1 protein-coding gene is annotated in these 253 nt (G+C 45.8%); it reads right to left on the reverse strand.

The features are described from left to right. The coding region (locus JI664_RS23725; RefSeq protein ID WP_286174261.1) for a DNA gyrase subunit A at window positions 1-253 on the reverse strand (253 nt) is incomplete at both ends.

Genomic DNA, 253 nt, shown 5'->3' on the forward strand with positions numbered 1-253 from the left:
GGGATTTCTGTTATGACAATCTGCTGTTTACTTCCACGGATATTCTCTATATCCGCTTTCCCTCTTACCACAATTTTTCCTTTTCCTGTTTCATAGGCTTTCTTTATGCCGTCTACCCCTTGGATGATACCGCCTGTAGGGAAATCAGGTCCCTTTAAGACCGTCATGAGGTCATCTACAGTACTATCCGGCTTTTCCATCCGCATGATGGCGGCATCAATGACTTCATTAAGGTGATGAGGCGGGATGTCGG

The organism is Rhodobacter sp. NTK016B, assembly GCF_017303295.1.
Classification (GTDB): Bacteria; Pseudomonadota; Alphaproteobacteria; order Rhodobacterales; family Rhodobacteraceae; genus Pararhodobacter.